At 46.0% G+C, this 23,661-nt stretch carries 19 protein-coding genes and 1 pseudogene; 7 read left to right on the top strand and 13 right to left on the bottom strand.

Annotated elements, in window-relative coordinates; translation table 11 throughout:
* Positions 1-5: 5 nt before the first annotated feature.
* The 8 genes from BQ4305_RS02030 to BQ4305_RS02065 form a co-directional block, all read right to left on the bottom strand.
* On the bottom strand, positions 6-299 hold the full coding sequence (locus BQ4305_RS02030; RefSeq protein WP_199880528.1) for a DUF5381 family protein: 294 nt from the start codon (positions 297-299) through the stop codon (positions 6-8).
* On the bottom strand, positions 250-540 hold the full coding sequence (locus BQ4305_RS02035; protein WP_110926230.1) for a DUF5381 family protein: 291 nt from the start codon (positions 538-540) through the stop codon (positions 250-252). Before BQ4305_RS02035 ends, BQ4305_RS02030 begins: the two co-directional genes overlap by 50 nt.
* A 21-nt stretch (positions 541-561) precedes the next feature.
* Positions 562-1,101, bottom strand: coding sequence for a DUF5381 family protein (locus BQ4305_RS02040; protein ID WP_110926231.1), 540 nt, complete (start codon positions 1,099-1,101; stop codon positions 562-564).
* Positions 1,102-1,115: 14 nt separating this feature from the next.
* Entirely contained in the window at positions 1,116-1,904 is a 789-nt protein-coding gene (locus BQ4305_RS02045; RefSeq protein ID WP_110926232.1) for a hypothetical protein, read from the bottom strand.
* A gap of 10 nt (positions 1,905-1,914) precedes the next feature.
* Positions 1,915-3,117 carry a glycine zipper domain-containing protein gene (locus BQ4305_RS02050; RefSeq protein WP_110926233.1) on the bottom strand — a complete coding sequence of 401 codons (1,203 nt, stop codon included), beginning with the start codon at positions 3,115-3,117 and terminating at the stop codon, positions 1,915-1,917.
* Between the two features lie 10 nt (positions 3,118-3,127).
* Complete coding sequence (locus tag BQ4305_RS02055; RefSeq protein ID WP_199880512.1) at positions 3,128-3,454, bottom strand: WXG100 family type VII secretion target; 327 nt, start codon at positions 3,452-3,454, stop codon at positions 3,128-3,130.
* Between the two features lie 240 nt (positions 3,455-3,694).
* Positions 3,695-4,882, bottom strand: a complete 1,188-nt coding sequence (locus BQ4305_RS02060; RefSeq protein WP_110926235.1) for a toxic anion resistance protein — start codon at positions 4,880-4,882, stop codon at positions 3,695-3,697.
* Positions 4,879-5,526 carry a 5-bromo-4-chloroindolyl phosphate hydrolysis family protein gene (locus BQ4305_RS02065; RefSeq protein WP_110926236.1) on the bottom strand — a complete coding sequence of 216 codons (648 nt, stop codon included), beginning with the start codon at positions 5,524-5,526 and terminating at the stop codon, positions 4,879-4,881. Before BQ4305_RS02065 ends, BQ4305_RS02060 begins: the two co-directional genes overlap by 4 nt.
* A gap of 238 nt (positions 5,527-5,764) precedes the next feature.
* On the opposite strand from BQ4305_RS02065, the gene BQ4305_RS02075 reads away from it, so the two are divergent.
* Positions 5,765-6,097, top strand: a complete 333-nt coding sequence (locus BQ4305_RS02075; RefSeq protein ID WP_110926238.1) for a hypothetical protein — start codon at positions 5,765-5,767, stop codon at positions 6,095-6,097.
* A gap of 214 nt (positions 6,098-6,311) precedes the next feature.
* Here the strand turns inward: BQ4305_RS02075 and BQ4305_RS02080 are convergent, their stop codons facing one another.
* Positions 6,312-6,818 carry an SEC-C metal-binding domain-containing protein gene (locus tag BQ4305_RS02080; protein WP_110926239.1) on the bottom strand — a complete coding sequence of 169 codons (507 nt, stop codon included), beginning with the start codon at positions 6,816-6,818 and terminating at the stop codon, positions 6,312-6,314.
* 236 nt (positions 6,819-7,054) lie between these two features.
* Here BQ4305_RS02080 and BQ4305_RS02085 point away from each other — a divergent pair, with 236 nt between their 5' ends.
* The 3 genes from BQ4305_RS02085 (at position 7,055) to putP (ending at position 11,116) form a co-directional block, all read left to right on the top strand.
* Positions 7,055-7,972: a proline dehydrogenase family protein gene (locus BQ4305_RS02085; RefSeq protein WP_110926240.1), complete on the top strand. Its 918-nt coding sequence runs from the start codon at positions 7,055-7,057 to the stop codon at positions 7,970-7,972.
* Positions 7,973-8,005: 33 nt separating this feature from the next.
* Positions 8,006-9,547: an L-glutamate gamma-semialdehyde dehydrogenase gene (gene pruA / locus BQ4305_RS02090; protein ID WP_110926241.1), complete on the top strand. Its 1,542-nt coding sequence runs from the start codon at positions 8,006-8,008 to the stop codon at positions 9,545-9,547.
* A gap of 99 nt (positions 9,548-9,646) precedes the next feature.
* Entirely contained in the window at positions 9,647-11,116 is a 1,470-nt protein-coding gene (gene putP / locus BQ4305_RS02095) for a sodium/proline symporter PutP (protein WP_110926242.1), read from the top strand.
* A 56-nt stretch (positions 11,117-11,172) separates the two neighbouring features.
* Here the strand turns inward: putP and BQ4305_RS02100 are convergent, their stop codons facing one another.
* Complete coding sequence (locus tag BQ4305_RS02100; RefSeq protein WP_110926243.1) at positions 11,173-11,643, bottom strand: GNAT family N-acetyltransferase; 471 nt, start codon at positions 11,641-11,643, stop codon at positions 11,173-11,175.
* Between the two features lie 146 nt (positions 11,644-11,789).
* Here BQ4305_RS02100 and BQ4305_RS02105 point away from each other — a divergent pair, with 146 nt between their 5' ends.
* The gene (locus BQ4305_RS02105) at positions 11,790-13,010 is read left to right on the top strand and encodes a PucR family transcriptional regulator (RefSeq protein WP_110926244.1); all 1,221 of its coding nucleotides are present in this window, start codon (positions 11,790-11,792) and stop codon (positions 13,008-13,010) included.
* Positions 13,011-13,097: 87 nt separating this feature from the next.
* Here the strand turns inward: BQ4305_RS02105 and BQ4305_RS02110 are convergent, their stop codons facing one another.
* From BQ4305_RS02110 to gltB, 3 genes are all read right to left on the bottom strand, one after another.
* Entirely contained in the window at positions 13,098-14,234 is a 1,137-nt protein-coding gene (locus BQ4305_RS02110; protein ID WP_234396847.1) for a sensor histidine kinase, read from the bottom strand.
* Between the two features lie 623 nt (positions 14,235-14,857).
* Positions 14,858-16,339 carry a glutamate synthase small subunit gene (gltD, locus tag BQ4305_RS02115; protein WP_110926246.1) on the bottom strand — a complete coding sequence of 494 codons (1,482 nt, stop codon included), beginning with the start codon at positions 16,337-16,339 and terminating at the stop codon, positions 14,858-14,860.
* A gap of 17 nt (positions 16,340-16,356) precedes the next feature.
* Complete coding sequence (gltB, locus tag BQ4305_RS02120; protein WP_110926247.1) at positions 16,357-20,913, bottom strand: glutamate synthase large subunit; 4,557 nt, start codon at positions 20,911-20,913, stop codon at positions 16,357-16,359.
* A 139-nt stretch (positions 20,914-21,052) separates the two neighbouring features.
* On the opposite strand from gltB, the gene BQ4305_RS02125 reads away from it, so the two are divergent.
* Both BQ4305_RS02125 and BQ4305_RS02130 read left to right on the top strand, forming a co-directional pair.
* Complete coding sequence (locus BQ4305_RS02125; RefSeq protein WP_110926248.1) at positions 21,053-21,955, top strand: glutamate biosynthesis transcriptional regulator GltC; 903 nt, start codon at positions 21,053-21,055, stop codon at positions 21,953-21,955.
* Between the two features lie 476 nt (positions 21,956-22,431).
* Positions 22,432-23,648, top strand: a pseudogene (locus tag BQ4305_RS02130) (threonine synthase).
* The last annotated feature ends 13 nt before the right edge of the window (positions 23,649-23,661 follow it).

The raw sequence follows: 23,661 nt of genomic DNA on the forward strand, positions 1-23,661 counted from the left end.
TTAAATCATTGCCACATCGGCGCGTCATCTTGATTCTCGAACTTGCGTTTCCATACGATTTGTGCTTCTTTCCTCATATATGGAAGGATGTATTCTTTTACATGCTGATTAAATTCAGACCGATCAATCATATTATAAGTCGGAATTCGGACTCTCTTCCCTTGAAAGGTATCGATAATGATATCTTCAAAAAAGATTCCTTTGATAAACGAAGAGCGACCCATTCTGATTTCCTTAATATCCTTAAAATCAACCGATTGTTTTCTGGAATAAATTCGGCCATCCGGCCCTTTGGCCAGCGTATAGAGCCATTTCCCTTGTAAAGGCTGGCCACACGAACATCGTTGTTAACAAACCGTACGGCATTGTGAAAATTCCTGCCCCTAAATACAATAAGGAGTATTTTGAATCAAATTGTAAACCACCAATAATGAGAAAAAGTGATGCGAAAATCCCTCCTGCCGTGCTTAAAAATAACCATACTCTCAGAAACAAGAGTGCTTCTACTTTAAGGGGGCTTTTATCCGGCATTGTTTCCATGTATGTATCCTCCCAGTTCCCTTATTGCCACATTTTCGCATCGTCTTGATTCTCAAACTTGCGCTGCCATACGACCCGGGCTTCTTTCCTCATATAAGGAAGGATGTATTCTTTCACATGCTGATTAAATTCAAAATGGCCGATAATATTATAAGCCGGAATTACAACTCTCTTTCCTTGAAACGTTTCAATGATCACGTCTTTAAAAAAAATACCTCGAATAAGAGAAGAAGAGCCTAACCTGATTTTCTTGATATCCTTATAATAAACCGATTGTTTTCTAGAAATAATTTGCCCATCAGGTCCCTTAGTCAGCGTATAGAGCCATTTCCCTTTTCTTGTAAAGGCCGGCCAGACTAACATAGTCGTTACCAGACCATAGGGCGACGTGAAAATTCCAGCGCCTAAATACAACAAGGAATATTTCGAATCAAATTGCAAACCGGCAATAATGAGGACAAGCGACCCAAGCCCCATTCCAGTAGTTGCTAAAAATAACCCTACTATCTCATAAAATCTCGCTTCTACTTTAAGAGGATTCTCGTCTGGCAGTGTTTCCATTTTATGTATCCTCCTTACATTGCGCTTTCTTTTTCTAATACAACAGACAACAAGGATTTAACGTTCACTTCTTGTAAAGTAAATTCATTTTTTCCGCTGCCGGTTACCATCCAATTTTTTTGAGCACCCGGTATAATAAATGTTACATCCATGAGTACCGGATTATTTTGTTCGTCATATTCCATTTTTGTCAGGCTGTCCATCATGCCGTTTCTTGCTTTCAGATCTTCAATGAAGGCTGATGCCTCACTGTCCGCGTTAACCTGCTGCAGCACTTGATGGATTAATAGTTCATTTTCTGTAACTCCTGTCAGCAGTTTTTCAAAATCCTCATTTTCCATCACAAACAAAGCTGGGCTGCTTTCAGGCAGCAGCTCCTGAAAACCAAAAAACTTGCGGATTGGAATTACGGTTTCCGACTTGGTTAAAAGCTTCGTTATTTGGTGAACCTGGCCGTCATGCAGCAGCTGATGCATAAACGTTCCATCCTCAGTGAAATGAAAAGATAACTGCTCCTCCGTTCCAGTTTCCAGGTCCAGTTTTGCAGCCTGTGCCGTATATGAGGCATTATGCATGGCATGGATATACGATTTATATCCTTCCTTCAGCTTATATGTTTTTTCTCTAAATTCTACCATCTCTTTTGCAAGCAACGACCGGCAGGCAGCCTGAAAAGCAAATTCAAGCTGCTCATCCGGCATTTCTGGGAAATACATCTGCTTCAGACCCAATCCCTGTTCAAATAGGCCCTCACTGTAAAAACAAAAAATTAATTCTTCTAAACTAAGATTGACGGATTCCATCTAACCGCTCCTATCCGAATGAAAGTTTCTTGCCGAAAAAGGATTTAGCCCCATTCATAAGCGAACCTGCTGTATCTTTCACTTTATTGAACCCTTTTTTTATTTCTTTATTGACTGCATCTATCCCGTCATTGACCGGACCGACAATTTTTCCGGCTTTTTGAAACCCTTCTCTAAAAAGATTGATTCCCGCATTGATTGGCTCTTTCATGGCAATAGCCGCTTTTTGTGCCAAACCAGAGGTTAATTTTGCCGCCTGCTCACCCACAAGTCCTCCGACAAATGAGCCAACAGTGGCTCCAATCACTGTTCCAACTGGACCTGCCAAGCTTCCGATTGTACCTCCCAAAATCGCCCCAGCAGTGGAGCCTGCTGTAATTGCGACCGTATTATTCACGGCATTTCCTACTGCCTTAGCATTTTCTCTTTTAAGAACCGCTGGATTATCCCCATATTTCGCATAATTATCTGAAATCTTCAAGCCTGCTCCAAAAGCTTCAGATCCGGCAGTGACAAGCCCCGTCACAATAGCATTACCTCTTGCTAATTTACCGCCGGCCCTGACAACCTCCTTAAAACTCACTTTAGGAGCAGCGGGATTTCTAAACTGATGTTTGAAGCCTTGGACATTATTGGCCAGATCAACCGCATCTGTTGGCAAAAACTTCGTATACTTTTTATGAATCAAATCGGCTGTCGGTTTCAAACGGCTGCTTGTGAAACGAGATGTCGGACTGATAAACGTCCGTATGGGTCCTCTAAAGCGGGAATTATCCACCATATCTCCGACCTTCTGAAGAAGCGGATTATGTGTCAAAACATATCTTCCGTCTGCTCCCTGGCTGAATCTTGTCAGTCCCATCAGATAATAGACACCCTGTGTGGCAAGTGTTCCTCCAAGTGCAGTCATGGTCCCATATTGGCTGTGCAGATTATACAGCTTCTGAATATAGTTATCCTGGTCCGCAAACTTACTGGCCGTATCACGAATGTAAATTTCTGCATTGCTCAGTTCATCAAGCAGGTTTCTGCCGGGTGACCAGTTATCTCCTATCCCGCTTAAACAATAACTGTATTCCGGTTCGCATCCAGCCTGAAGCTGATAGAGCTCGATTTCAAGATTGTGCCAGGTTTCCTCAATGCTGGCCATTTCCGTGACCAGCCCATTTGCCAGGCCTTCCAGTTTATCAGGATCGATTGATATCTTTGCCATGTGCTCCTCCTTAGTTTAGATCTCTGCACGCGTTAAGCCTTTGCAGCTCCTGAAGTCTTCTCAGCTGTTCCAGCCTCTCCTTCTCGGCCTTAATCCGCTCCATCTCATTCGCGGCATTCATGAGATCTTCACTGATATCCTGCATGCCATGAATATATTTCACAAACTTGCTATTGATCTCATCATGCAGCTGCTCAAACTTTTCCCGTGTCTTTCCCGACCAGGTATCTCCGTAAGTGTGGATTAATTGTGTGACATTCTGCTTATGTTCATTGCCTTCATCAGAAGCCTGCTGATATTTCCTGGCCAGTGCCCGTACTTTAGAAATGGTATCCAAGTCCTCACCCCTTTTTCCATAATTTTCATTACCCGCTATTTCTGCAGAAAAACCAACAATATGCCTATATATACTATTTTTTTATTCGGTATTTTCCTCTTAAAGAAAATAATACCAAATATCCTTTACAGGTAAATCGAACGATAGTCATGAAAAGTAACCACTCAATTTGACCCACGACCGATTCATCAAGAAAAAAATATAAAAAAACCCCCGGAAAGATTCCCGGGGTCCAATTTGTCAGCTGCCCTTTATTTCGAGCAGCTTTTGTTTCAATTCGTCTTCCATCGCCCCAAGCTCAAGCTCTGCCTGGCGGCGCTTTGTACGTCCTTCTTCTTGGATCTTCATCGTTTCCTCAAGCGTTGTAATCAGGCTTTCCTGCGTCTTCTTCAATGTTTCAATGTCGACCAGCCCGCGCTCATTTTCCTTCGCCGTCTCAATTGTATTGGTCTTGAGCATTTCAGCATTTTTCAGAAGCAGATCATTCGTAGTCTTTGAGACCTGCTTTTGCGCTTCGACGGCATGCCGCTGCCTGATTAACGTCAGTGCAATCGCCACTTGGTTTTTCCACAGCGGAATCGCCGTCATGATGGAGGATTGAATTTTCTCGGCCAATGTCTGGTTCGTATTTTGGATCAGCCGGATTTGCGGGGCGCTCTGAATCGTAATTTCACGGCTGAGCTTCAGATCATGCAGCCTTTTATCAAGCCGGTCGGCAAATTGAATCATATCATTGACTTCCTGGAACTTCATTTGGTCATTCGCTGTCTCAGCCGCCTTTTTTAGTTCCGGGATTGTCTTGTTATACAGTTCCTCCAGCTTCAGTTCGCCGGCAGCAATATACACGTTTAGCGCGTGGAAGTATTCTTTATTGGTTTCATACAGCTTTTCCAGCATATCGATATCGGACAGAAGCATATTCTTGCTGCGCTCCAGCTTTACGCTGATTCTGTCCACCTGTGAACCTGTCTTTTGATATTTGGAAAGAACCTCCTGCACCGAACTGGATACTTTGCCGAACATCCTTCCGAAAAAGGAAGGCTTCTTCGCATTCAGGTCATCCGGCGCCACTTCATTAAGCTTACGCATCAGCTCATGAATAATTTCGCCTACTTCTCCTACGTCCTTTTTCTGGACATGATCAAGCATTACATGGGAGAAATCAAGCAGTTTTGCCTGGGCAGGTGTCCCGTAGGCAATCATTGCCTGTGTATCCTTTGGATTGATTTGCCTGGCCAGCTCATAGGCCCGCTGCCTGTTGGCTTCAGGAAGAACATCAATCAATTTGACCGATTTTGGCTCCTGCTTCTCTCCCATAACGGGAGACTTTTCCTTAGAAGGAACGGTAAACGGATCTGCCAGCAATTCGTCCAGCAGGCTGGACGATTCTGTATTTTTCAGTAAAGAAGGATTCGGCTTCTCACTCATTTTAATCTCCTGCTTTCATCCAGAAATGGGGGCTTCTTTATCGATTTCTTCGCGACGTCCAGCTCAAAGTTCAGCTGTTCGATGTCATCCGATAATATTTCCACAAGGTCCTGCTCAACCGTGTCTGTCAGCTGGGCCAGGGTCACCCTCGTTTCAGACAGCGCTTTGTCGATTTCCTTGTTCTTCATCGGCTGCGAAGAAAGCAGAATATACTTTTCCGTCAGCTCCACCGCTGAATCCAAGTGGGAAAAATAAAAGGGTTCTGCCTTATAAAAGCGCTTAGGCTCTTTTTTTATCAGCTTGCTGATTTTCCGAATGATCCGGATCAGCTCAATCCGCTGCTTCAGAGATGGCAGATGGCGGATCGACAGCAAGGTTTTTTGAATCCTTGAAATTTTAGGCTTTGCTTCATTCAGGTTCTTGCGAATATATTGATACTCTCTTCTTGTGAGACCATTAGACTTCAGAAAGTGGCTGTTGTAATAAAGGGACATGGATCCGTAGATGATCACTCCCGTCAGGAGAGAAACACCCGCAGAAATCCAGAACGTCTGATTGAACAGTAAATAACTGACAACCCAGATGAATACAGCAGCAGGGGCGGCAACCAAAAGCCGGACAACAAACATCAGGAACTGATTCATTTGCTTAACACTCCTAACATGGATTCTTATACTTTATACGGATAGCACGGATTTATGTTTCACTTTCCAATAAAAAGAAATTCCGTCCTGCTTTCCCCTTATTATATCGTTCTTTCCCCGCATTCCTAAAGCAATATCTTCTTTTTTTCTGAACAGAGCCTTTTTTAGGCAGGAACACTGTCATCTCCCTGTCTCCCGGCATAAGGTATAGGGGATTCACCCAGAGAGGAGGAAGCATATGGCGAGCTCCGATCCTAAATTTAAATGGATTAAAAATAATGAAATAAGAGAGGAAAAACGTCCGGTTTTTGTCCCAAAGCCCTCCATGCCCAAAAAAACGGAGATACGGACCGACCGTCTGGAAAAAAGAATCAGCCAGATGGAACAAAAAATGCAACAGCTCCATACCGGAACCCTTAGCACGAAACAGCTGAACAAAGATATGAACCGCATTGATTCACAAATCAGGCAAATTGAAAACCTGGACCAGCAGCATACCGAGTATACGAAGCGGCTCGATCAGGCCTTTCATGCCTTTGAGAAGCATTTAAACAGGATTGATCGGATTTAATTCCTATTTTAAACAGCTTTGCGCTGCTTTCCTATTTTGCATAGCCTTCATCAGAAAACTTGTAACAGCATATGAAACTTGGCGTCGAAAGGTACAAAAATATGACACAGCCTGAAGGTTTTCCCCGGAAATAATCTGCCGGAGATTGGCCAATATAAAAACACCCCGACTAGAGAGCGCCCAGCGTTCCCAGTCAGGGTGTTTGTTTTTTTGCTTAGGAAGCCTTTCCGCAGCATTTCTTGAATTTTTTACCGCTTCCGCATGGACACGGTTCGTTTCTCCCGGTTACCTCCGTATTCACATAAGGCTGGCGCTGTGCATTTGCATGGTCAATGATGATCTGCTGGCCTTTTTCTTTCATTTGATTGTAGCGCTGCTTGAATAAGTCGAATACGCCTTCACTGTATTTCAGAGTCTCTTCAACAATCTCCGTTGCTTTCGCTTTCGCCAAATTATAATCCTCAATGACATAATTTCCGTCGCCAAATGGGATCCGGACTCCGAAATGCTGAACCGCAGCGTCCTTATTTTGCTTTTCCTCCACGAATTCAAGGTAAACCTCATTACATTTACAATTCGGGTGCATGCAGTAATAATCGTAGATCCAGTAGGTCTTTCCCTCATATTTACTCTTCAGGGCTATACCGTCCTGCGTGCCGAACGCATCCAAGTACTTAATCGCTTTCCCGTCCAATATTTCAAATGCATCGATTTCTCTCATCTATTAAACACATCCTATTATCTAGTTTCACATGTTTTGCCCCATTTAAAAAAGGCGATACCGAATCCATTGTACAACTAATCTCTTGAACCGTCACTAATCTTGTAGATTTATGGCGACTGTCCAAAAGCAACAACCAAACTGGAAAATAATTGTTATGTCTGAACATTGTGAAAATGGGTGCCCTTCTTTAAAATTAAGATGTAGCAAACTATCTGTGGAGGTGCGTCGTTATTATGGAAGCAATCACACGGGATTTCTTCTTGTTTCTATCCAAAAATAGCTTTTTGAATAAGATTGCTAAGAAACGCGGCGGAAGTTTTGCAGCTGGAAGATTAATTGGCGGCACAGATTTCAAGAGCTCCATCAGCATTATCCGAGATATGAATGAAAAAGGACTGTCAGTGACCGTGGATCATCTTGGCGAATTTGTCGACTCCGAGGAGCTGACCCGGGAAAGAGCGGCAGAATGCATCCAGGCCATTGAACTGATTCATCAAGAAAAGCTTGATTCACAGGTTTCCCTGAAATTGACCTCCCTTGGACTCGATATCAGCCGGAAGCTTGTCATAGAAAATTTAACCTCGATTCTTAATACAGCCGAGACATACCAAATCATGATCACCATTGATATGGAAGATGAAACCCGCTGTCAGCAGACACTCGATATCTTCCGGGAAATGAAGGAGAAATACCGCTGCATTAGTACGGTCCTGCAAGCATATTTATACCGTACAGAGCAGGATCTAGAGGAACTGGCTCCATACCGCCCTTTTCTCCGGCTTGTGAAGGGGGCTTATAAGGAGTCGCCGAAGGTCGCTTTTCCCGAAAAAAAAGAGGTCGATGAAAATTATAAAAGACTGATAGAGAAAAGCTTGCTGAATGGCAATTATACAGCCATCGCCACTCATGATGATCACATGATTGAATTCACGAAGCAGCTGGCGAAGAAGCATCAGATTCCTGTCAGCCAATTTGAATTTCAGATGCTTTACGGCATGCGAAGCAAAACACAGTTGGAACTTAGGAGACAGGGATATCAAATGCGGGTCTATATCCCCTATGGGCTTGACTGGTATGGATATTTCATGAGGAGGATGGCCGAACGCCCTGCTAACATATCCTTCGCCTTTAAAGGGATGGTCAAGAACTAGAAGATACTACACATGATAAAGGAGAGATGATGGATGATTCCATATAAACATGAAGCATTCACGGACTTTTCAAAAGAGGATAACAAAAAAGCCTATCTTGCAGGCCTTGAGACCGTATCGGCCTATCTTGGCCAGGATTACCCCTTATATATCGGTTCTGAACAGGTTGTAACGGAAGAAAAAATCACCTCCTATAATCCGGCCGATAAAAAAGAAGTCATCGGGCGGGTGTCCAAGGCGAATAAGGATCTGGCTGAAAAGGCCATGCAAGAAGCAACAGCTGCCTTCAAAAGCTGGAAGAAAGTAAAACCGGAAATCCGGGCAGATGTCCTATTTAAAGCGGCTGCGATCATCCGGCGCCGCAAGCATGAATTCTCTGCTCTTCTGACGAAGGAAGCCGGAAAGCCATGGAATGAAGCGGATGCCGATACGGCTGAAGCCATCGATTTCCTGGAATTCTACGGCCGCCAGATGCTGAAGCTGAAAGATGGTGTGCCCGTTCAAAGCAGGCCTGGCGAATATAACCGCTATGACTATATTCCATTAGGGGTCGGGATCATCATTTCACCGTGGAACTTCCCATTTGCCATCATGGCCGGAACAACGGTTGCAGCCATTGTCACAGGAAATACGGTTCTCTTGAAACCGGCATCCACGACTCCGATAGTTGCTGCGAAGTTCGTGGAAGTCATGCAGGAAGCAGGCCTCCCCTCCGGTGTTCTGAACTTTGTCCCGGGCAGCGGGGCTGAGGTAGGCGATTACCTTGTTGACCATCCTAATACCCGTTTCATTTCTTTCACCGGTTCACGGGATGTCGGCCTGCGAATCTTCAAGCGCGCTTCCCTTTTAAACGAAGGGCAAATTTGGCTGAAGCGGGTCATTGCGGAAATGGGCGGCAAAGATACCATCGTCGTAGATAAGGAAGCGGACCTTGAATTGGCTGCCCAATCCATCGTTAAATCAGCATTCGGCTTTTCCGGGCAAAAATGCTCCGCCTGTTCGCGGGCCGTTATTGTGGAAGACGTGTACGGCCAGGTATTGAATCGGGCAGTCGAGCTGACAAAAGAGCTCACTGTCGGAAATCCCGCCGAAAACTCTTTCATGGGACCGGTCATCGATCAGGCCGCCTTTGATAAAGTGATGAGCTATATAGAGATTGGCAGAAAAGAGGGACGGATACTTGCCGGAGGAGAAGGCGACAGTTCTGTCGGCTACTTCATCCAGCCGACCATTGTCGCGGATGTCGATCCACAGGCCCGGCTGATGCAGGAAGAAATCTTCGGCCCGGTCGTCGCCTTTTCCAAAGCAAAAGATTTTGATGAAGCCATCGAGATTGCCAACAATACGGAATACGGCTTAACCGGCGCGGTCATTACCAAAAACCGCCTGAATATGGAGAAGGCACGGGAGGAATTCCATGTCGGAAATCTATACTTCAACCGCGGCTGCACAGGAGCCATTGTCGGCTATCAGCCATTCGGAGGATTCAATATGTCCGGAACGGACTCCAAAGCCGGAGGGCCGGACTATTTACAGCTGCACATGCAGGCTAAAACTACTTCCGAAACCTTTTAATTATAGAGTATACTAGGATCATAGCAAACAAGGAGGAAGTGACCGTACAGGCGCTTCCTCCTTTTAGAACATTACTTTATGTCTTGGAAGGAGCAATCTATGGAAAATTATCAGCTCACTATTTCAATCTGCCTGTATATGCTGGGCATGTTATTAATCGGCTATTATGCCTACAGAAGGACAGCCAATTTAACGGATTATATGCTGGGCGGACGGGGACTTGGCGCAGCTGTCACGGCTTTGAGCGCCGGCGCTTCCGATATGAGCGGCTGGCTTTTGATGGGTCTGCCGGGCGCTATGTATGCCACCGGCCTCAGCTCTGCCTGGATCGTCATTGGACTTACACTTGGAGCCTATGCGAACTGGCTGTATGTTGCCCCGCGGCTCAGGGTGTATACGGAGGTCGCCAATAATTCAATCACCATCCCCTCCTACTTGGAAAACCGCTTTAAGGATGCCTCGCATATCCTGCGGATTGTATCAGCCTTAGTTATCTTAATTTTCTTTACTTTTTATGTTTCATCCGGAATGGTATCGGGCGGGGTTCTGTTTCAAAGCACTTTTGGCCTGGATTACCATACAGGACTTTGGATCGTGGCAGGAGTCGTTGTCGCTTACACCCTGTTCGGCGGTTTCCTTGCCGTCAGCTGGACCGATTTCGTACAGGGAATCATCATGTTCATCGCTCTTATTCTCGTTCCGATTGTAACGCTTATTCATGTAGGCGGATTCGGCCCTTCCATCGATACGGCACGGTCCATTGATCCAGCCCTTCTGGACATCTTTAAAGGAACAAGCATCCTGGGCATCATCTCCCTGTTTGCATGGGGACTTGGCTATTTCGGACAGCCGCATATCATTGTCCGGTTCATGGCCATCTCCTCCGTAAAGGAAGTAAAAAAAGCACGCAATATCGGCATGGGCTGGATGATTTTCTCAAGCATTGGCGCTATGCTAACCGGATTTATCGGCATCACCTACTTTTCAGAAAATAACCTGAAGCTCGATGATCCGGAGACCGTCTTCATTGTACTCGGAGAAATCCTCTTCCACCCACTTATTACAGGCTTCCTCATTTCGGCAATACTGGCGGCGATTATGAGTACGATTTCCTCCCAGCTGCTCGTTTCAGCAAGCTCGCTGACGGAGGATCTGTATAAAACGTTTGCCAAAAGATCCGCTTCAGATAAGGAGCTCGTTCTGCTCGGCAGACTGTCCGTTCTCGCGATCGCCATCATCGCCCTCCTTATTTCCTGGGAGAAAAATGATACGATCCTGTCCCTGGTCGGCTACGCCTGGGCCGGATTCGGCTCTTCCTTCGGACCGCTGATCCTGCTGAGCCTGTTCTGGAAACGCATGACCAAATGGGGAGCACTAGCCGGTATGGTTGTCGGTGCTGTCACGGTCATCATTTGGTCCTATAACGGGCTTTCTGACTGGCTGTACGAAATGATTCCCGGGTTCATCTTCAGTCTGGCTGCCATCGTCATCGTCAGCCTGCTGACACAAAAACCAGATCAGGAAACAGAGTCTCAGTTTGAGAATTTCCAAAGAAACCTGCAAGAATAAGGCTGCCTATGTCAAAGGGCGGAGAACAAGAATTTCTTGTTCCTCCGCCCCTCTTTTTATATGAATCTATTTTTCTCATTCTTTCCCATTTTATATCTAAATAGAAGTTCTCCATTCGGATCTCTTTCATCCATGGACTCAAATCCAATACTTGTATATAAATGATAGGCTTGTTTGTTTTCCTCCATGATACTTAAATAGATCACGTTTACCCCATATTCTTTCGAAACAATATCCATCAGCTTCAGCATCGCCATTCTTCCAAATCCCCTGCCTTGATATCGTTTGTCTATCATGATTCGGTCTATCCACGTGTCTTTATTCGGGCCAAACGAACCGTACATCGCGAATCCGATGACTTCCTCCTCATAGTAGATAGCGACCGGATGCCATTGACGGTACATATCAGCTTCCTTTAAACAATCATCCACGGTTTCAATGAACGTTTCCTGACCGGGCTTTAGCCTGATATTTCTAACCGCCCTTTCATTCGTCCTGTCAATATCTCTAAAATACAAATCCCCCATATCCGTACCCTCCTATTACTCGGTTTCTAATGATTGTACCACCAATCAGACAGATGAAAGCGAAACCGAAGCAGCCTCCCCTTTTTCCTATACACTTCCATCTTTTCTCAGTATGATAAAAAGAGAGAAGATTGGAGGGATCGTCCATGCTGCTGGATAAAATCGTCACACTCACCGACATCAATGACATCGCCGAAGATTTAAGCACCTACTTAAAAAAACCAATCATCATTGAAAACGAACAGTTTTCCCTGCTTGCATACAGCTCCTACTCGATCGACCACTTTGACCAGGTCAACAAACAGACCATCATCACCAAACGGTGGCCGATTTCGATTTTGGAAAAATTCATGGATGAAGGCATCGTCGATCAGCTGCGAAACACGCCGCACCCTTTCAGAGTCAGACAAATGAAAGAAATCGATCTGAACCAGCGGGTGGTCGTCAGCATGGTCTATAAGGATCAGATATTGGGCTATATCTGGGTGCAGGAAACAGACCCAATGAGCGATGAAGAGCTGGAACTGCTGCACCAGGCTTCATTTCATATAGGAAAGCTCCTTCATCAAAAAAACCAAGAAAAACAGCAAAATCATCTAAAAAGGAATAAACTTTACAATAAAATCATTCATGACAATAACCTTAACGAAGACAAGATTAAATGGGAAGCAGCCGATCTCAATATTGTCATCCCCGGCACCTTCCTTCTTCACGTTTTTTCCATTGCTGAACCTGATGGGGAGCTGTTCAGCGAAGCCTTGGAAACAATCCAGCTCTTTGCCAATGCCCTGCCCCATCTCACCCATGTCTTCACAGACCAAAATCATATCCTCATCCTGCATGGCAGCAGGGTACACAGCAGTGACTCTCTCACTTCCGGCGCTTTAGAGCTGACTGAGACCGTACTCAATCAGTTTTACCCACATAAGATGTATGCAGGCATTGGAAATGAATACAGCTCCATTCTCCAAATGAGAAGAAGCTATATTGAGGCAATGGAAGTAATCAAAGCGGCCGCCTTTATTGGCACTTCCGAGCATCTTCCTTATGAGTTTAACAAGCTCGGCATTTTCCGATACCTTGAACCAATCTGGGAATATCAGAAAAAGACAGACTATCAAAACGAAAATCTGGCATCCCTGCAGCAGAAAGACGAGGAAAGCCAGACGAAGCTCATTCAGACGCTGGAGATCTATTTACTGAACAATTGCAAAATCAAACCGACAGCCGAAAAACTCTATATCCACCCAAATACATTGAAGTACCGCCTGAACCAAATCGCTGAACTGACATCCATCGACTTCACAGACTTCCACTCCCGCATGCAGCTGTACATTGAAATTCAATTACTGAAAAAAAGACACTGAATCCCCACAATCATCAAAAAGTGTCACAAAGCAAACGTTTGTCCGCAGTCAAAAGCCCCGCTGTCTGCCAGCGGGGCTCCTATGGGTTTAGACCGGTATCGCTACCCGGATAAACGTCCCTTCCTTATTGGAATCTAAATCCAGCGTTCCACCATATTGCTGAACCAGTTCCTTCACGATGAACAGGCCCTGTCCCCTCGTCTCATCTTCTGCTTTCTTTTTCTTCGTAGAATAGCCTCTTTTAAAGATGATATCTTTGTCCAGAATCTCAGGTCCTGTATTATTCACTTCGAATAGATATTCGTCTTCATTTGCTTTGCAAATCACGGCAAGCTTCCGCTGCGATTCAGGCAGCTCAATTGCAGCTTCAATGGCATTATCGATTAAATTGGAAAGCATCTTGATCAAGTCAAGGGTTTTCATTTGGTCGAATGGATGATTGGAAATGTCCATCGAGATATCAATATTATAATTTTGAGCGGACAGGCGCTTCGTCTCTAAAAGCACGGACAAACCCGGATTGTCGATATTTAATTTCACGGATTCAATCGAATGAATATCCTTTGCCAGGTCATTCAAATAACCGAGGGCCACTTCTTCCTTCCCGATTTTCAAGAGACCGTGCACGACTTGGATATGATTCGAGAAGTCGTGCCTTAATGATTGAACCGAGGCCATCAAGGATTGGAACTCTGCCTGATAGATATTTTCCGTATCCCCTACTTCTTTTTTCAGCTCTTTTTGATACCATCGCTGCATAAAAAACAAGAAGATGACCAAAGCAATAATGAAAAAACCAATGATCGAAAGATGGATCAAACTGCTCTTCAGCACTTTCCCCGTAATGCTGCTGATTACTTCCGCACTGACATCGAACCCAAGATAACCGATGATATGTCCATAGTGGTCCTTAATCGGCACTCCGACCGTCTGATAATCATCATAGCGGGAATCTTCAATAATTTCTGTAAAAAAAGCATCCCCTGCTTCTGCGTTCTTAATTTGCTCAATTGGCACCGTACATTTCCCGCCAATCGGAAAGTCTCTCACATCCGGCATCCCGACGATCAAGGATTTACAGCCGCCTTCTGAACTAAGGTCCATCGTATAAACAAAAAGGGCTCCGCTTTTTTGTCTGGCATCATTTAAATAATCATGGATGGCTCTATAATCCTCGTTGACCTGCGGATTTTTAAGAAAGCGCTTATACGTTTCGACATTCATATTGTTTGCCACCGATTTAGCTACCATAATATTTTGATTGGCAATCGATCGCTCTACCGATTTTTTTATATTAAGATAGGAAAAAAACACAATAAATATAATGCATATTAATAGCAATAGTATAGATAATGCCGGTATATACCTTAATTTTTTATTCTTCATAAAAATGGATCGACCTTCTCTTCAAAACGATATCTCTTAGTCTACTATATTTATATACATTTGGCTAATCCCGATAAAGATGCTTGGTAAAAAATCCTCCCCTTCCCTACGTTTCCTTCTGCTAGAATCCTCCTGCTAGGTGAATATGTGAGTGATGAACAACCATCCATCATCTTCCTCCATTGCCCCCCCAGGCAATTCCGACACTGTGCATCCGGTTGCACTCAATTCGTAAGAATCAGCGAAAACCTACAGCCATCGCAAAACGAGGATCCACCATATAAGCAAGAGACTCCCGCACTCCAAATCCCCTTATCTCTCTGCAGTACATATGTATAAAACTAACTCTTAAAAAACATTCAAATCATACCATTATATTCCTGTTTCTTCAATCAACTTGCCTTTTTTCCACACACTCATGAAAAAGGAGACCCGGAAACTCGGACCTCCTTTTCAAAGAGTTAAGGTAATACTGTACTCCCCATAAGATAGGCATCTACTTCACGGGCCACTTCGCGTCCCTCATTGATTGCCCAGACAATCAAGCTTTGCCCTCTTCTGGCATCACCGGCAGCAAATACTCCGTCTACATTGGTCTTATATTCGCCATACGCTGCTTCAATTTTTTGGTTCACAGATTTAACATTGAACTGTTCAAGCAGCGGCTGTTCTGTCCCTTCAAAGCCGATGGCAATGAAGACGAACTGTGCAGGCCATACTTTTTCTGTTCCCGGAATTTCCTTGAAGACATATTGGCCGTTTTCCGTTCTTTTTTTCTCCATTTGAATCGTATGAAGTTCTTTTACATGACCATTCTCATCGGCTACGATTTTCTTAGTCTGAATAGAGTACTGGCGAGGATCAGCCCCAAACTGGGCTTCCGCTTCTTCATACGCATATTCAAGCCTGAAAATGTCCGGATATGCCGGCCACATATTATCTGTTGATCGTTCAGCCGGAAGCTGAGGGTGCTTGCCGAACTGGACAACCGTGCGGCATTTTTGGCGGAGCGCGGTTGCCACACAGTCGGCACCGGTATCACCGCCGCCAATAACGATGACATCTTTTCCTTCTGTATTCAGAAACTGTCCGTCTTCAAAGTCGGAATCAAGAAGGCTTTTCGTCGTTGTGGTCAAGTAATCCATTGCTAAGTGGATGCCTTTCGCTTCTCTTCCCTCTATTGCCAAATCACGCTGCTTTTGAGCTCCGGTACAAAGAATCACGGCGTCATATTGCTCCTTCAGCTCTTCCGCAGTGATATCCCTGCCGACTTCTGTATTCGTAACGAAATCGATCCCTTCTTGGCGCAAAAGCTTGATTCTTCGTTCGACCACGTCTTTCTCAAGCTTCATATTCGGGATGCCATAAGTGAGAAGGCCGCCAGGACGGTCAGCACGCTCATAGACGGTCACTGAATGTCCGGCCTGATTCAGCTGGTCTGCACTTGCCAGTCCTGCAGGACCTGAACCGACAATCGCAATTTTGCGGCCTGTGCGCTTTTCAGGAATGCGCGGCTGGATCCAGCCATTTTCAAAGCCTTTATCAATGATGGTTCTTTCAATGCTCTTAATGGCCACCGCAGGATCGGTAATGGACAGCGTACAGGAGCCTTCGCAAGGGGCCGGGCAGACCCTCCCTGTAAATTCAGGGAAGTTATTCGTCTTTAACAGCCGCTCCAATGCTTCCTTCCAGCGTCCGCGGTAAACCAGATCATTCCATTCAGGAATCAGATTATGGATCGGACAGCCAGTTGTGACACCATTGATCTGAGTGCCCATATGGCAGAAAGGCGTGCCGCAGTCCATGCACCGCGCCCCCTGCCTGCTTAATTTTTCATCAGAGAAAGGGGCTGAATATTCTTTCCAGTCTCCGGTCCGTTCCAACGGATTTCGTTCCGATGACTTTTCACGGCTATATTCCATAAAACCAGTTGTTTTTCCCATGTTCCTCTCTCCTCCCTTTATTGCGGGACCTTCTCAAGAAGGTCAGGCGCCGGCTTTTTTCCGTTTGCTGCATTCACCTGAAAAGCTGCCATTGCCGCTTCTTCATCAGACAGACCTGCTTTTCTTTGCTGTTCAATCAATTCCATGATCCGTTTGTAATCTTTCGGAATGACTTTGACGAATTTTCGCTGTGCCTGATCCCAATTGTTCAGCACGTATGCTGCTTTCGCGCTGTCTGTATATTCAAGATGTCTGAAAATCATTTCTTTCACTTCATTGATATCTTCTGGATGTTCCAACGCTTCAAAACGAATCATTTCCGGGGTGCACAGTTCCTTGAATTCTTCCACTTCATCTGCAAGGATATAGGCAATTCCGCCTGACATACCTGCCGCAAAGTTTTTACCTACTTCTCCAAGTACCACAATACGGCCTCCCGTCATATATTCACATCCGTGATCGCCGATGCCTTCGACCACTACATTGGCTCCGCTGTTACGTACGGCAAAACGCTCTCCGGCACGCCCGTTAATATAGGCTTCACCGTCTGTCGCTCCATAGAACGCAACATTTCCGGCAATAACGTTATCACTTGATGAATAATCCACTTCAGACGGCGCCTTGACGATCAGCTTCCCGCCGGACAGTCCTTTTCCGATATAGTCATTCACGTCACCGGTAAGGTGCATGGTCATGCCAGCCGGGATGAAAGCCCCGAAGCTCTGTCCCGCCGAACCGGTGAAACGAAGCGTTATGGTATCTTCTGGCAGTCCTTCTTCCCCGTACAGCTTCGAGATTTCGCTTCCGACAATCGTTCCGGCCACCCGGTTCACATTCGAAATCGGGAAGGATAAATCAACGGCCTTTTTCTGCTCGATCGCAGCTGATACAGCAGGAAGAAGTTCCTTCATATCAAGCGACTCCTCGATTTTATGGTTTTGCGGCGATTTAAAAGTCCGGTTTCCTTCCGGCTGCAGCAGCAAGGCAGACAAATCAAGGTGCTTCGCCTTCCAGTGCGCTTTCGCCCGTTCGCTCACTTTCAGGATATCTGTCCGTCCAACCAGTTCCTCCATTGTTCTGAAGCCAAGCTCAGCCAATAGCTCCCGAACTTCTTCAGCGACAAACTTCATATAATTCACGACATGATCTGCCGTTCCCATGAATTTCGCACGCAGCTCAGGGTTCTGAGTCGCAACTCCTACCGGACATGTATCAAGATGGCAGGCGCGCATCATAATGCAGCCAAGAACAATCAATGGAGCAGTCGCAAATCCGTACTCTTCAGCTCCCAGAATGGCCGCCATTACAACGTCCCTTCCAGTCATGAGCTTGCCGTCCGTCTCCAGGACAACCCGGTCGCGAAGGCCATTCAGCATCAGGGTCTGATGCGCTTCCGCAAGACCAAGCTCCCATGGCAAGCCCGTATGCTTGATGCTCGTTTTCGGAGAGGCACCGGTTCCGCCGTCATAGCCGCTGATGACAATAACGTCAGCCGCTCCTTTGGCTACACCTGCAGCGATGGTGCCGACACCCGCTTTCGAAACAAGCTTGACGCTGATTCTTGCCTTGCGGTTCGCATTTTTCAAATCGTGGATCAGCTGGGCTAAATCCTCGATGGAGTATATATCGTGATGCGGCGGCGGTGAAATCAATCCGACTCCCGGAGTCGATCCTCTTACTTCCGCTACCCATGGATACACTTTATTGCCCGGCAGCTGGCCGCCTTCTCCCGGCTTTGCTCCCTGTGCCATCTTAATTTGCAATTCATCTGCATTGACAAGATAATGGCTCTTTACTCCGAAGCGGCCTGAAGCGATTTGTTTGATTCCGCTTCGGCGGTTGTCTCCGTTGGCATCCGGCTGATATCGGCTTGGGTGCTCCCCGCCTTCGCCGCTGTTGCTCTTCGCCCCTAAACGGTTCATCGCAATCGCCAATGTCTCGTGCGCCTCCTGGCTCAATGAACCGAAGGACATGGCTCCTGATTTAAAACGTTTCACAATCGAGTCAGCAGATTCCACTTCATCGATCGAAATCGGTTTTCTTGATTCATCGAAAGAAAACAGGTTGCGAAGGAAGCCGATTCGCTCTTCATTGGCCGCATGGGAATATTGTTTATACAGTGCATAGTCCCCTTTTCGGCACGCCCATTGCAGTGTATGAATGGTTTTTGGATTGAAGGCATGATGCTCACCTGTTTTTCTCCATTGGAAGTCGCTTCCTGAATCCAGGGTATCATCCACTTTCTCCGCATAGGCAGCACGGTGGCGGATTAATGTTTCTTCCGCAAGCGTTTCTAATTCAATGCCGCCGATCTGCGAAGCAGTGCCGCTGAAATGGTTCGCAATAACCTGCTCTCCAAGGCCGACCGCTTCAAAAATCTGTGCGCCGCGGTAGCTTTGGACAGTGGAAATTCCCATTTTGGACATGACTTTGACAACACCCTCTGTCACACCATTCACGTACTTGCTGACCGCTTCCTCCAGACTCGTTTCTAAACGCCCTTCTTCGATTTCCTGTTTATATGTTTCATAAGCCAGATACGGATATACAGCGTCTGTGCCGTATCCAATCAAGGCGGCAAAGTGGTGAACTTCCCTTACTTCGCCGGATTCCACAATCAGGCTTACTTTCGTGCGGTCCCCTTTTCGGACAAGCTGCTGATGCAGGGCGCTTGCCGCCAATAAGGATGGAATTGCAGCTTTCTCTGCCGTCATTTCCCGGTCAGAAAGGATCAGCAGACTCGCTCCTTCTTCAATAGCCTGTTCTGCTTCCTGGAATACCCGCTCCAGACTTGTTTCTAAATCTTCAGAAAAAAGAGTCTGAATGATTTTGCTTTTAAATCCTTCATATACATTTTCCTTCAGCAATGCCATCTGGCCGCTTGTTAATACCGGTGTGTCAAGCTGAATGCGGCGGCAGTTCCCCTGGTTCGGATGAAGCAGGTTGCCCTCTGCTCCCAAATACGTAACGGTTGAAGTAACAAGCTGTTCGCGAATGGAATCGATTGGCGGATTCGTCACCTGGGCAAATAGCTGTTTAAAATAATTGAACAGCAGCTGCGGACGGTCTGACAGTACGGCAAGCGGCGTATCGTTCCCCATGGAACCGATCGGGTCCTTCCCTTCTGTCACGACCGGGATCAAATATTTATGGATATCTTCATATGTGAACCCGAATGCCTGCTGGCGCGTCAGCAAATCCGGAAGAACTTCAGTATCTTCTTCTTTCGTCTCATCCAATTTGATCAGCTGCTCATCCAGCCATTCCTGATACGGAAGCTCGCCGGAGATCTGCGACTTGATTTCTTCATCTGACACGATGCGGCCTTCCTCTAAATCAACCAGCAGCATCTTGCCTGGGCTCAGCCGGTCCTTATACAGAACATTTTCCGGATCGACCTGAATCACGCCTACTTCTGAGGAGAAAACGATATAGTCATCTTTTGTCACATAATATCGGGCCGGACGCAAGCCATTTCGATCAAGAATTGCACCGATCTGCTTTCCATCTGTGAAAGAGATTGCCGTCGGGCCGTCCCATGGCTCCATCAATGTGCTGTGATATTCATAGAACGCCCGCTTTTCTTTGGAAATATGCGGATTTTCGCTCCATGGCTCCGGAATCAGCATCATGGCCGCATGCGCTGGCTTTCTCCCTGCCAGAACAAGAAACTCAAGCGCGTTATCCAGAACAGATGAGTCACTTCCGTCTGTATCCAGGATTGGCGCCACTTTTGAAAGTTCCTCACCGAACGCCTCTGATACAAATTGTTTTTCCCGTGCCTTCATCCAGTTAATATTTCCTCTTAATGTGTTAATTTCCCCATTATGAATCAGGTAGCGGTTTGGATGCGCCCTTTCCCAACTCGGGAATGTATTCGTACTAAAGCGGGAATGCACTAAAGCAAATGCGGAAACAAATAATTCATCCTGCAAATCCAGATAAAAGGCATCTACTTGTTCAGGCGTGAGAAGGCCTTTATAAACAATCGTGCGGCTGGACAGGCTCGCAAAGTAGAAGCGCTTTTTCAGGTCCTTCGCCCAATGCTCCGCCTGCTTGCGGATTAAGAACAGCTTACGTTCGAATTCAAGCTCATCTGTCACATCATCACTCGCTCCAATGAATACCTGACGGATGACCGGACAGGTCTCTCTCCCTACTTTTCCGATTTTTCCGACATTTACAGGTACAGTTCTCCAGCCAAGAAGCTTCTGCCCTTCTTGTGCGATATATTCATTTACCTGGGTTTCGATTATGTTTCTCTCTTCCTCATCATTCGAGAAGAAAATCATTCCCACGCCGTAGCGGCCTTTTTCCGGGAGATTCATATCCTGGCATACATTTTGAAAATACTGATCCGGTATCTGAACCATCAATCCTGCTCCGTCTCCGGTAAGCGGGTCGCTTCCCTGTCCTGCCCGGTGGTCTAAATGGCAGAGCATTTGCAGCCCTTTTTTGACGATGTCATGTGTTGCCAGGCCTTTAATATGAGCGTACAATCCGATCCCACATGCATCATGTTCAAATTCAGGACGGTAGAGACCTTGCGCTTTTGGAATTTGGTTATAGGTCATGTTTATCTCCCCCGTTAATTTTTTCTTCACCCGTAAAGTCATTTATCACTATTGTAGGTTTCAAAAATGATATAAACAATATATAATTATGTCATAATCAATCTAATTTTGAGAACAATCAGAAAAAGGAGCGGATAAAATGGAACTGCGCCAGTTACGATACTTTGTTGAAGTGGCAGAAAGGGAGCATGTTTCAGAAGCGGCTGAATACCTTCATATCGCCCAATCCGCCATAAGCAGGCAGATTTCCCGTCTGGAAGAGGAACTCGGGGTTTCCCTGTTTGAACGCGTCGGCCGGAACATTCAGCTTACCCCAATCGGAAAAAATTTCCTGACACATGCCAAAACAGCAATTAAGGCGATTGATTTTGCAAAAGAACAAATCGATGAGTATTTAAATCCCGAATACGGTTCCATCAAAATCGGGTTCCCCGCAAGTCTGGCGAGCCATCTTTTGCCAACGGTCATTTCCGCCTTCCGCGAAGAACAGCCCAACATCGGCTTTCATCTTCGCCAAGGTTCCTATGCAGCTCTAAGGGAAGAGGTCAAAAACCGAAATATCGCGCTTGCCTTTCTCGGTCCGGTGCCGGTAAATGATCCGGACATCGAAGGGCATATCCTATTTACCGAAAAGGTCTCAGCCCTGCTGCCTATCAATCATCCCCTCGCAGAGCGGAAGACTTTGCTGCTGCGGGATTTGCGCAACGAGGATTTTGTACTCCTTCCAAAAGGATTCATCCTCCGAAAGCTGGCACTCGATGCCTGTGAGCAGGCAGGGTTCACTCCGAAGATCGTATCGGAAGGAGAAGATATGGATTCCATCAAGGGACTTGTTTCCGCGGGGATTGGTGTCAGCCTTTTGCCGGACAGCACGTTCCATGAATCTGTTCCGCGGCTGACCGTCCGGATCCCTATTGCTTCCCCTGATGTCAAACGGACTGTTGGGATTATCACCCCCAAAAAGTATGACCTGGCTCCGACTGAAAAAGTATTTTATGATTTCGTCATGGAGTTCTTCAGCGTTCTCGAACAATATCAATGACAGAAAACCTAACACTAAATGTACAGAATTTTCAACTTTATCTAATCATCGTGTCAAGTTTCTTCCTATTATATAGGGATATAAAATCACGTGTTTTCCCTCTTGCTTATTATACGAAACAGAAGCGGTACTTAAATGCGCCGTTTTCTTTTTTTATAAAGCCCTCTATAACGCCTTCAATCCAGGTTTTCTGCACCGCTCTCCTTTGCCCTGTATATCAATCAGCATCTTTCTGATGTTAAAAAAGATAACGTGAATTTACACAAAACCCATTTGACAAGTTGGAATAACTTCCTTCATTCTTAAAATAAGGAATTTTCTTTTAATTATAAAAAACCAAAACATCCGCCAGGTTTTCCTGCAGAACACTCCCGCACCCTGAAATCTTGCTCCATAACTAAATCCGCTATCTTGCTGTCTATACAAAAGCAAGCAGCACAAAACTATTTTTCTACATAAAATTGGAGGTCATGAATATGCAGTACAGCTTTGTATCCCATCTTGAATGTCCGAAATGCCATAAGGAATACATACTCAGACAAGGAGGTCCAGCAATTATGCACATGCGGATCTCCCTTGCTGGTCAGATACCATTTAGCTGATGCTCGGGAAGCCATCAAAAAAGAAGACCTCAAACAGCGCGAGAACAGCTTATGGCGATATCACGAACTGCTCCCTGTCAGAGATCCCGAAAATACTGTCTCTTTAGGCGAAGGAATGACTCCTTTCGTCCGTATGGAAAAGCTCGGCGGAGACATGGATATTCCCCAACTGTATATGAAAGACGAAGGAATCATCCCAAACCGGCTCCTTCAAAACCCGCGGAGCGAGTGTCGGACTTTCGAAAGGCAAAAGAGATCGGTGTCAAGCAATTGGCAATGCCGACAAACGGAAATGCCGGTGCAGCCTGGGCGCTTTATGCTGCCCGTTCCGGGGTGAAGGCAACGATTGTCATGCCGCTTGATGCACCGGAAATTACCCGGAGAGAGGTTGTCGTGTCCGGAGCCGATCTTCATCTTGTAAACGGCTGATCAGTGACGCCGGTAAAATTGTCGGCAAGCTCGTTCAGGAAAAAGGCATCTATGACGCCGCTACTCTGAAAGAGCCTTACCGCATCGAAGGGAAAAAGACAATGGGCTATGAAATCGCTGAGCAGATGGACTGGAATCTCCCGGATGTCATCCTCTATCCTACCGGCGGCGGAGTCGGGTTAATCGGTATTTATAAAGCCCTGCTTGAAATGCAGGAACTCGGCTGGATTTCTAAAGACAAACTGCCAAAACTCGTAGCCGTTCAGGCTGAAGGGTGCGCCCCTATCGTTAAAGCATGGGATGCAGGAAAAGCAGAATCCGAATTCTGGGAAAACTCCGAGACTAGTGCGTTTGACATCAATGCTCCGAAAGCACTGGGAGATTTCCTTGTCCTTGAAGCCATTTATAAGACGGACGGCTGTGCGGTTGCTGTCTCTGAAGCAGATATTGCCAAAGCTCAAAAGGAAGCGGCCGAAGCCGAGGGCAATTTCATCTGTCCGGAAGGAGCCTCCACATTTGCCGCTGCCAGAACCTTACGCGAGGAGCAATGGATTAAAGAAACAGACAAGGTCGTCTGCCTGAACACAGGCCAGGGCATTAAGTATCCTGAGTCCGTGAATATTGAGAATCTCCCATTGCTTCAGCCGGGACAAACTATCTAATACGAGGAGGCGT

Source organism: Bacillus massiliglaciei, from assembly GCF_900098925.1.
Classification (GTDB): Bacteria; Bacillota; Bacilli; order Bacillales; family DSM-1321; genus Peribacillus; species Peribacillus massiliglaciei.

Coding starts and splice junctions, on each gene's coding strand:
- BQ4305_RS02105 (WP_110926244.1), top strand. CDS start 11,790: ATGCTGCTGGATAAAATCGTCACACTCACCGACATCAATGACATCGCC.
- BQ4305_RS02065 (WP_110926236.1), bottom strand. CDS start 5,526: ATGAATCAGTTCCTGATGTTTGTTGTCCGGCTTTTGGTTGCCGCCCCT.
- gltB (WP_110926247.1), bottom strand. CDS start 20,913: ATGACCTATAACCAAATTCCAAAAGCGCAAGGTCTCTACCGTCCTGAA.
- BQ4305_RS02040 (WP_110926231.1), bottom strand. CDS start 1,101: ATGGAAACACTGCCAGACGAGAATCCTCTTAAAGTAGAAGCGAGATTT.
- BQ4305_RS02060 (WP_110926235.1), bottom strand. CDS start 4,882: ATGAGTGAGAAGCCGAATCCTTCTTTACTGAAAAATACAGAATCGTCC.
- gltD (WP_110926246.1), bottom strand. CDS start 16,339: ATGGGAAAAACAACTGGTTTTATGGAATATAGCCGTGAAAAGTCATCG.
- BQ4305_RS02125 (WP_110926248.1), top strand. CDS start 21,053: ATGGAACTGCGCCAGTTACGATACTTTGTTGAAGTGGCAGAAAGGGAG.
- BQ4305_RS02100 (WP_110926243.1), bottom strand. CDS start 11,643: ATGGGGGATTTGTATTTTAGAGATATTGACAGGACGAATGAAAGGGCG.
- putP (WP_110926242.1), top strand. CDS start 9,647: ATGGAAAATTATCAGCTCACTATTTCAATCTGCCTGTATATGCTGGGC.
- BQ4305_RS02085 (WP_110926240.1), top strand. CDS start 7,055: ATGGAAGCAATCACACGGGATTTCTTCTTGTTTCTATCCAAAAATAGC.
- BQ4305_RS02110 (WP_234396847.1), bottom strand. CDS start 14,234: ATGAATGTCGAAACGTATAAGCGCTTTCTTAAAAATCCGCAGGTCAAC.
- BQ4305_RS02080 (WP_110926239.1), bottom strand. CDS start 6,818: ATGAGAGAAATCGATGCATTTGAAATATTGGACGGGAAAGCGATTAAG.
- pruA (WP_110926241.1), top strand. CDS start 8,006: ATGATTCCATATAAACATGAAGCATTCACGGACTTTTCAAAAGAGGAT.
- BQ4305_RS02050 (WP_110926233.1), bottom strand. CDS start 3,117: ATGGCAAAGATATCAATCGATCCTGATAAACTGGAAGGCCTGGCAAAT.
- BQ4305_RS02035 (WP_110926230.1), bottom strand. CDS start 540: ATGGAAACAATGCCGGATAAAAGCCCCCTTAAAGTAGAAGCACTCTTG.
- BQ4305_RS02075 (WP_110926238.1), top strand. CDS start 5,765: ATGGCGAGCTCCGATCCTAAATTTAAATGGATTAAAAATAATGAAATA.
- BQ4305_RS02045 (WP_110926232.1), bottom strand. CDS start 1,904: ATGGAATCCGTCAATCTTAGTTTAGAAGAATTAATTTTTTGTTTTTAC.